This is a genomic window from Synergistaceae bacterium (assembly GCA_031272035.1).
Classification (GTDB): Bacteria; Synergistota; Synergistia; order Synergistales; family Aminobacteriaceae; genus JAISSA01.
In genome coordinates this window covers 1-8,137 of sequence record JAISUO010000027.1, presented here as the reverse complement: position 1 = coordinate 8,137, position 8,137 = coordinate 1, and the positions used below count along the sequence as shown (strand labels likewise).

The following is an 8,137-nucleotide window of genomic DNA, read 5'->3' as shown; positions in this document are numbered from 1 at the left end:
TTTCGCCGCATTCTTCCTCATCGCCCATCTCAACTCCTCTGCAAAGATTTTTGCTGCTCTGCCGTGACAAAATCTCCGTCTGCCGGCAGCGGGAAAATATAAAAATATTTCTCTCCTTCGGGGAAAAGCCGGCTCACCTTTCCTGGAAGAAGAGATTCCCTTTCAACGTACTCCCGCATATATTGCTTTCAGGTTGTTTTTTCAGAGTTTATGCTTAAATATTTAAAAAATATCTTCTTATGCATATTGTGAGGAATTATAAGCATATAAAAATGGAACGTCAAGTGCTTATTTTAAAAATATATCTGTTTTAACCGAAGATTTTGGATGAATGTTTTGCCCCGGAGTCTGCCAGTCGACAAAGAAACTGCCTGCCTCTGATATTGCAGACATTCCTGTTTTTAAAAGAATTTGAACTATATTGTATAATTTATGGCAAAATTTCGTCATAAATATAAGTTATATTCTGGGAGACGGTTCATCTGAAGAATGCTCTCTGGAAAAACTGCGGGAGCTTCCGGTACTTTTTGTGTTGTCCAGGGATGAGGCCGTCATGAAAGGCAGAGATGGTGATGAAAGTTGTATCTGTCATAAATAACAAAGGCGGGGTCGGCAAGACAACCGTAACGGCCAATCTGGGGTCCTATGCGGCATCCCGGAACCGACGCGTGCTGATGATCGATGTGGACCCTCAGACAAACCTCACGTTTTCCTTTATGTCCGACTACGAGTGGAAAACGCGCTGCGCAAACAAAACCATGCTCCAGTTTCTTTCTCCCATTATCAACAACGGGCCCAGCGTCGCTCTGGAATCCCTTGTCACAAATATTTCGCTCTTCAGCACACAGGTAAAATTTGATTTGATATGCTCTCATTCGGGGCTTGTGAATCTTGACATCTCTCTGGCGCAGAGGCTGGGAGAGTCCGGGACGGAGCAGTCCGCCGAGAATTTCCTGACCGTGTTTGGATACATAAAAAATGCTCTGGATAATATGAAAAGAGACGAAACTTATGACCTTGTGCTCATTGACTGTCCTTCCAGCTTCAATATCGTAACAAAAGCCGCATTTGCCGCGAGCGATTACTATGTCGTTCCCGTCCAGCTGGATCAGTTTTCCTTAAGCGGACTGGATCTGCTTACAAAAAAGAACGCCTCTTCCTTCATCGAAGAGTACAATTCCTGCTGCCAGCAGGTCAGTGAGGGGAAAAACGAGGCAATCAACCCTCAAAACATAGGAGTATTGCCGGTGATGGTTTCTTATGCAAAGGGCACAACCCTCATAAAGGCCCAGTCAAAAGTCGTCGCGCAGCTCAAAAAAGATAAACAGCCTTTATTCGAGACATATATTCAGGATAACCCCACATTTTTTCAGGCCGCTCAGGAAATGTGCATTCCGGCGGTTCTTTCACCCATCAATCTGCCGATTCCCAAAACGATTAAAACGGAGCTGGCAGCCATCGGGGACGAATTTATCAAAAGAACAGGCATCTAAAGGGTGAAACTGGTCTCTCACGGGGCTTTGCCGCAGGCGGACGACGTGTTACAATACCTTTGTTTATTATTCACTTCTTTATAACGTCACATATTGAGTCGTACAAAGCAGAGGAGGGGACGAACATGAAAAAGGTTTTCGTGTTGAAAGGACTTGTCGTATGGGCGCTGCTGATGCTTTCGACGACGGCCTTCGCCGCTCCGCTGACTGTGTACTCCAGCGTCGACGAGGAAAACGGCAGAGCGATTCTCGCCGCCTTCACCCGAGCGACGGGCGTCGAGGTGGAGGCGGTATTCCTTTCCTCCGGACCGGCAATGAGCCGCATCGAATCCGAAAAAGCCGAGCCTCAGGCGGACGTCTGGTTCGGCGCGCCCGCCGAAAATCACGTTTTGGCCAAAGAGCAGGACCTCACGCAGTCTTATATCCCCAAAGAAGTGAAAAATCTCGCACCCTTTTTCAAGGATCCGGATGGATACTGGCACGCCTTTTACATGAACCCGCTGGGTCTCGGCGTGCTGACCCAGGAGCTCGCGAAGACGAAAAAACCGGCTCCGAAAACCTGGCAGGACCTCCTGAAACCCCCTTACAAAGGCATCATTCAGATGCCCTCCCCTCAGTCCTCGGGAACGGCTTACTCGCTGGTCTGCACGCTGATTGAGCTGTGGGGCGAAGAGAAGGCCTTCGACTTCATGAAAAAACTGCACCCCAACATTCAGGCCTACACCCAAAGTGGCACCGGTCCCGCTCAGAGCCTCGCCGCCGGAGAAACACAAATTGCCATTCAGTTTACGCCCGGGCTTTTGAAACTCGCGGGTACGGGATTTCCCGTCGACGTCTTTTTCCCCGAGGAAGGCGTGGGATTCGAGGCCGCCGCCATATCCATCCTGCAGGGGGCCAAAAATCTGGAGGCGGCCAAAACTCTGGTGGACTGGATTATCAGCAAAAACGGTCAGAGGGCCATCGTCGAGGCAAAAACGTACTTCTTCCCCGTGCGGGGCGACGTCTCCGCGGAGAAGGGGTTACCGACACTCCACGAGATCAAGCTGATCAACTACGACCGGGAGAAGGCGGCTCAGAACAAAAAACGCATAGTGGACCGCTGGCTCTCGGAGGTCAGTTCCGAAAAATGACGTCGGGGCAGAGGTTCTGAACTTCAGGGCTTTTTTGACTTTTTGATCTCTCTGCCCAGCCCGCGAATAAACACCCAACCCTGCCAGAGCCCCAAAAGACTGGCGGCGATGGGCATGATTACGACCCAAACGGAGGACCAGCCTCTGCGTCCCATCCAGTCCGCGATATACACGCCGGCAAAAACGTAACCGCCCATGAGAAACGCCGCCGAGAGCATCCGCCCGAAGAAAAACACTCCGGACAGCGAATTGACGGGATTTTTTCCCGTCTTATTTTCCTTTTCCCGGTCTGATTCCCGATCAAGGTGCGATGCCATGGCCTGCCTCCCTGTTGTGTATTTTATTCGATCTTCGTGTTTCGTGTTTTATAATAACTCAGTCAAGTTCACTTTCTCAGGTTTTGGAGGTGTCGCCCTGATTCATCTGACAAAACTCCTTCGCGGCGGAACCTTTCCCGGAGATGGGGCGCGTTTTCCTCCTTCGGGGCGTCAGGTTCCTCCCGTCATTGTGTGGCACATGACCAACGCCTGCAATCTCAGGTGTCGGCACTGTTATGCTTCCGTCCCCTCCCACGCTCCCATGACGCGGGAGGAAACCTTTGCCTTTCTGGAGTATATCGCAAAACTGAAGCCTCCGTCTCTGCTGCTGTCCGGCGGAGAACCTTTGATGCATCCCGATTTTTTTGAAATTGTCTCCCACGCCGCGGCCCTGGGACTGAAAATCTCCCTCTCCACCAACGGGACGCGGATTGACCAACGGACAGGAACTTTTTTAAAAGAACAGGGCGTCGGATACGTCGGGGTCAGTCTGGACGGGGGAGATAATAATCCACACGACGCCTTCCGGGGCGTGGATGGCGCTTTTGAGCGGGCACTGACCGGCATACGCGCCCTTAAAACAGCGGGTTGCCGCGTGGGGCTGCGATTTACGATGGCCCGTCCCCTGCTGCCGGAGCTTCCCCGCGTGGCATCCCTGACGACGAAACTGGCCGTCGACCGGATTTGTTTTTACCACTTCATCCCCTCTGGAAGAGGTCGGGAGGAAAAGGCGTTCGTCCCCTCCCGCGGGGAAATGCGGGACGTCCTTCGATATTTGTTCGGGTGGGCCGACCAGGGGCAGGCGCCTGAAGAGGTGCTGACGGTCGGGAACTTTGCGGACGGTATTCTGCTTTACCTGACTCTGAAGGAAAACGACGACCCCCGGGCGGAAGGCGTTCTCGCTCTCCTGTCCGCCGGCGGCGGAGGCCGCAGCGGACGCGGTATCCTCTCCGTGCGATGGGACGGGATTACTTTCGCCGATCAGTTTTCCTGGCACCGTCCGATCGGGCACTGGACCCGCATCGCGACACATCTCCGCGGGGAAAAAGAAACGTCCCCCCGATTGCCGGCCCTCGGCGGGCGCTGCGGAAGGTGCCGCTGGCTGCCGCTCTGCCGGGGAAACATGCGCGCCCGGGCCTGGGCTCTGACCGGCGACCCTCTGGGCGAAGACCCCGGCTGCACGCTGGAGGATCGGGAAATCTCCGAAAAAGGAGCGACTTATCCATGATTTTATCCACAATTTTCGAAAAAAATTCAGATAAACAGTTTTTAAAAAAACGACTGGCCGAACGCCTTCAGGCCGGACTGCCCTTCACGCCATTTCCCTGGCGAAAGATCGCCGAAGAGCTGAACTGCGAGGAGACGACGGCTCTGCGCCTGACCGACGACATGATACAGGAGGGTCTCATTCGCTCCTTCGGGGCTTTTCTGGATTTCGAAAAGATGGGATACGAAGGATTCCTTTGCGGCCTCGTCGTTCCCGAAGGCGACATCCCCTCTGTCGCCGCCCGCATTGCCTCGCCCTCACGGCAGGAGGTCACGCACAGTTACATCCGGGGACACGAGGTGAACCTCTGGTGCACGGCCCTGCTGAAGGGCCCGGCCGCAAAAAAGCGCTTTCTGGAGGACCTGCGTCTCACCGGCTGTCCTTCCGTCGCGCTGAGGACGACGACCCGCCTCAAACTGAAACCCGTCTTCCGCTTGTCCGACGCTCCGGAGACAAATACGAAACGGGATTTTGAGGCATTGGATTCAGATGAATCAGGTTTGCATGAAAAGATAATAAATGAAAAGACAATACAGGGGGAAAAAATCACCGCCGGGGACTCCGCCGTTCTGGCTTCATTGCAGATTCGTTTCCCCGTCACAGCGCGCCCCTTCGCCGAGGCGGCGCGCCGGGCGGGAACAACGGAGAACGCCCTGCTGGAACGGCTGAAACGATTGAAGAGAACGGGCGTCCTTCGACGTATCGGCGCGTCTCTCGACCACCGCCGCCTCGGCTGCGAGGCCAACGCCCTCGTCGCCTGGGACGTGGGAAACAGAGAAAGCGCCGGGCGGGAGGCCGGAGAAAAAGCCTCGCGCTTTCCCTGGGTCAGTCACTGCTACCTGCGCGAGTCCGTCACGAATACCCTGTCGTTCTCCTGGCCCTACAGGCTTTACACGATGGTCCACGCGCACGCCCCCGCCCTCCTCGGCAAACATCTCCTCAACATGCGGACCGCCCTCGCCCCACGCTCCTTCGTGGTTCTTCCGACTGTGCGGGAACTGAAGAAAACCCGCTATCTCCTCTGGTCTCTTCCCGCTCCGGAACAGTTCGTCAAAGGCTGAACCGGGCGACCTGTCCCTGCATTCCGTCGGCGATGCCGGACAACCGGCGGGTGGAGTTCTCGATCTCGGAGAGACGGGACGACTGCTGATCCACGTCGTTGACGATGTTCTTCGCGGAGGCCGAGGTTTTGGCGCAGATTTCGTCCAGCGACTCCGCGGAGCTCCGCACCGAAGCGCTGGAGCTGGAGAGGTTGTCCATCACCGAAGACACCTTGTGAATCTCCTCGTTCAGCGCCTCAATGTTGGAAATGATCTCCTTCAGAATGGTGGCGTTCTGAGTCACGGCATCCACGCCTTTGGCGGATTCCGAGACCCCCACGTCCATCAGGGAGACCGTTCTCTCCGTTTCTTCCTGAATGGCCGCGATCTGCTCGGATATTTTCTCCGTCGCCTGCCGGGACTGCTCGGCGAGCTTGCGGACTTCCTCCGCCACCACGGCGAAGCCCCTGCCGTACTCCCCGGCTCTGGCGGCTTCTATGGCCGCGTTCAGAGCCAGCAGGTTCGTCTGGTCAGAGATGGAGTTGATCAATCCGATGATTTCGCTGATCTGTTTCGATTTTTCCCCGAGAGTTCTTATGGCGTCCGCGGTTTGTTTCGTCGTTCCGGCAATGCTGTCCATCTGGGCCAGAACCCCCGAAAGGGAGGCGTTGCCCTTCTCGGCCATGGCTGAGGTTTCCATCGACTTCTCCGACAGAGAATCGCTGATGGAGGCCACATTCTCAACTCCGCTGATGATTCCCTCGATAGCTCCGGTCATGTCCTTGACGGATTTGAACTGCGCCTCGGTCTGGTCCGAGATGTCCCGGGCCGTGGCGGTGATGTCCCGGGCCGAACGGGTGGATTTTTCGGTCATGTCCGAAAGGGTGCGGCTCGCGCTGAAAAGGTCCTGGGACGAGTCGTTCAACTGCCTCAGCAGCGAGGAAAGGTTTTCGGTCATGTCGTTCATGGATTTTTCGAGAACTCCGATCTCGTCCTTTCTGTCGCCGCGTCCGACGACTCCCACGTTCAGGTTGCCGTCGGCCATTTTCCGGGAAACGGCGGCGAGCTCCAGTATGGGTTTGGCGAACCGCTTCGTGCAGACGAAAACCACCGCAAGGACAATGACCAGCATGGACAGAAACGCCACCGTGGAAAACAGGGTCATCTTCTCAATGTAGGCGTTTCCCTCCGCCAGCCAGGTCTCCATGTTGTCGTCGATGATCGCGTTCCAGTCCTCCGTCCAGAAACCGGTTCCGATGACCCATTTCCAGGGAGTGAACTCTATGGAAAAACCGACTTTGGGCTTACCGGTGTTCTCTCCCGGCTTGTCGTAATAAAACTCCGTGAAGTCCCCACCCGGCTTCATGCCGGACTGAATGATGGCCCGGATGTGCTCCATCCCGTTGGCGTCCCTGGCGGTTATGCGGTTTTTTCCCTCTATCTGGGGGGTTATCGGATGGAGAATGTTGATGCCGTCCGTCTGGTCTATCCAGAAGTAATTGCCTCCAGAGACCGCCAGTTCCTTGTTCTCCGTGTCGTAACGGATGACCCTGACCGTTTCCCGGGCCATTGTCTGAGCCTCTTCGAGGGTCATTTTGCCTTCCTTTGCCTGGGTCTCGAAGAAGCGGAAAACAGAATCCACCGCCAGAGTGATGTCCTTCATGTTCCTCATCTGCGACTGAAGCAGCGCCTTTCGGGTGTCCTCCAGACTGTGGCGGTAAACCGCCCTGATTCCGTACACCTGAAAAACCGTGGCCACTCCCATGACAAAGACGAGCAGGGCGGCGATCGCCAGCGTAAGTTTATAACGCAAACTCATTAATTCTACCTCCGCTTATTTCAGGAATAATTTCAGAAAACACTGATTAACCTCCCAGTGACCTGTGGAGATCCGGTGAAGAAACTCGACAGGGCAAAGATTTAGCGCAGTTGAACGGCAGAGCGGTCTGATATAGAAACTGAATGATTCCCAGGATTTCATAAGTTCGTCGGTTCTTTGCCTATCCGCCTCCTGATTTTAATCAGTTTTTTCTAAAAACAACCACAATTATATAAAAGAGCTATTTTTTTGTCTAATGTGAAATAGCGTATAAAAAATACGACAGAGAGGGTAGTCCGGGAGTTTGGAAGATCTCCAACCCCCCGGCAGCAGGTGAAATATAACCGGTTAAACGCAGGATAAATCTGTTCTGTTACGCCGCCGGTCTGTCCGCGTTGGCGTTGAACGACTGAATGGTTTCTTTGAGTTTCCCCCAGGCGACAACTTTATTGTCCCGTCCCCACACTTCGCTTACGCTCAGTCCATTGAAAAAATCTTCGTCCCGCATTTCTTCCAGCGGCAGGGTTCCATGACTTTTCAGCCAGTCCACGATGCAGTGCACCATGGCAATTTGCTCCTCCGAATAGAGCGCGGCGTCAAGAAATTCAGAGAAAGCCGCATTGACGGCTTCTGGCGACAGCCCGGTCAATCCCCGCACAAAACACCCTAAAGTCAAGCCTTCCGCCGCTTTGTCGTATTCATCCTTTGTACCGACCTCGTTCCAGAAAATCCGCTCCAACTCCTTCCAGTCTTCACCGGAAAGCCGCTGGTTGTTTTTCAGCTTTTGAAGGGAAGGTTTGTCGCCGTTCTCCTCCACGTAGCGATTGGCCCGGCGGTAGTAGCTTTCCAGAGCAGGATCGCCCGGGAAGGGCGCCCCTTCCCGCTCAAACAACACAGTGTCCGTGATGTTGATAACTCTGGTTTTGATTTCATTTTTTAAGCAGTACATCAGTTCACGAATCGTCTGACGCACGTCGTCCAGTTCCTGCAGGGTCGCATTCTCCCAGAAATCGTCCTCCTGAATCCTGCAAATCGTCTTTATGCTGCGGAGAACGTCGGGAAGCGTCCCTT

At 54.3% G+C, this 8,137-nt stretch carries 7 protein-coding genes; 4 read left to right on the top strand and 3 right to left on the bottom strand.

The features are described from left to right. Positions 1–572 precede the first annotated feature (572 nt). Positions 573–1,493 (top strand): AAA family ATPase, encoded by a 921-nt coding sequence (locus LBR61_03180; protein ID MDR1731075.1) that lies wholly within the window; start codon positions 573–575, stop codon positions 1,491–1,493. Between the two features lie 125 nt (positions 1,494–1,618). After that, the gene (locus tag LBR61_03175; protein MDR1731074.1) at positions 1,619–2,623 is read left to right on the top strand and encodes an ABC transporter substrate-binding protein; all 1,005 of its coding nucleotides are present in this window, start codon (positions 1,619–1,621) and stop codon (positions 2,621–2,623) included. Between the two features lie 23 nt (positions 2,624–2,646). Here LBR61_03175 and LBR61_03170 read toward each other — a convergent pair whose 3' ends face one another. After that, positions 2,647–2,940: a hypothetical protein gene (locus tag LBR61_03170; protein MDR1731073.1), complete on the bottom strand. Its 294-nt coding sequence runs from the start codon at positions 2,938–2,940 to the stop codon at positions 2,647–2,649. Between the two features lie 43 nt (positions 2,941–2,983). On the opposite strand from LBR61_03170, the gene LBR61_03165 reads away from it, so the two are divergent. Both LBR61_03165 and LBR61_03160 read left to right on the top strand, forming a co-directional pair. After that, a complete protein-coding gene (locus LBR61_03165) occupies positions 2,984–4,168 on the top strand; it encodes a radical SAM protein (GenBank protein ID MDR1731072.1) in 1,185 nt (394 codons plus the stop codon). Next, positions 4,165–5,268 carry a hypothetical protein gene (locus LBR61_03160; protein ID MDR1731071.1) on the top strand — a complete coding sequence of 368 codons (1,104 nt, stop codon included), beginning with the start codon at positions 4,165–4,167 and terminating at the stop codon, positions 5,266–5,268. The genes LBR61_03165 and LBR61_03160 overlap by 4 nt, the downstream gene beginning before the upstream one ends. Here LBR61_03160 and LBR61_03155 read toward each other — a convergent pair. Beyond that, positions 5,258–7,066, bottom strand: coding sequence for a methyl-accepting chemotaxis protein (locus LBR61_03155; GenBank protein ID MDR1731070.1), 1,809 nt, complete (start codon positions 7,064–7,066; stop codon positions 5,258–5,260). The genes LBR61_03160 and LBR61_03155 overlap by 11 nt on opposite strands. A 373-nt stretch (positions 7,067–7,439) precedes the next feature. Further along, on the bottom strand, positions 7,440–8,137 hold a 698-nt coding region (locus LBR61_03150; GenBank protein ID MDR1731069.1), incomplete at its 5' end, for a hypothetical protein.

Bases quoted from the DNA above. Each gene is read 5' to 3' on its own strand.
- LBR61_03180 (MDR1731075.1), top strand. From the start codon at position 573: ATGAAAGTTGTATCTGTCATAAATAACAAAGGCGGGGTCGGCAAGACA.
- LBR61_03175 (MDR1731074.1), top strand. From the start codon at position 1,619: ATGAAAAAGGTTTTCGTGTTGAAAGGACTTGTCGTATGGGCGCTGCTG.
- LBR61_03170 (MDR1731073.1), bottom strand. From the start codon at position 2,940: ATGGCATCGCACCTTGATCGGGAATCAGACCGGGAAAAGGAAAATAAG.
- LBR61_03160 (MDR1731071.1), top strand. From the start codon at position 4,165: ATGATTTTATCCACAATTTTCGAAAAAAATTCAGATAAACAGTTTTTA.
- LBR61_03155 (MDR1731070.1), bottom strand. From the start codon at position 7,066: ATGAGTTTGCGTTATAAACTTACGCTGGCGATCGCCGCCCTGCTCGTC.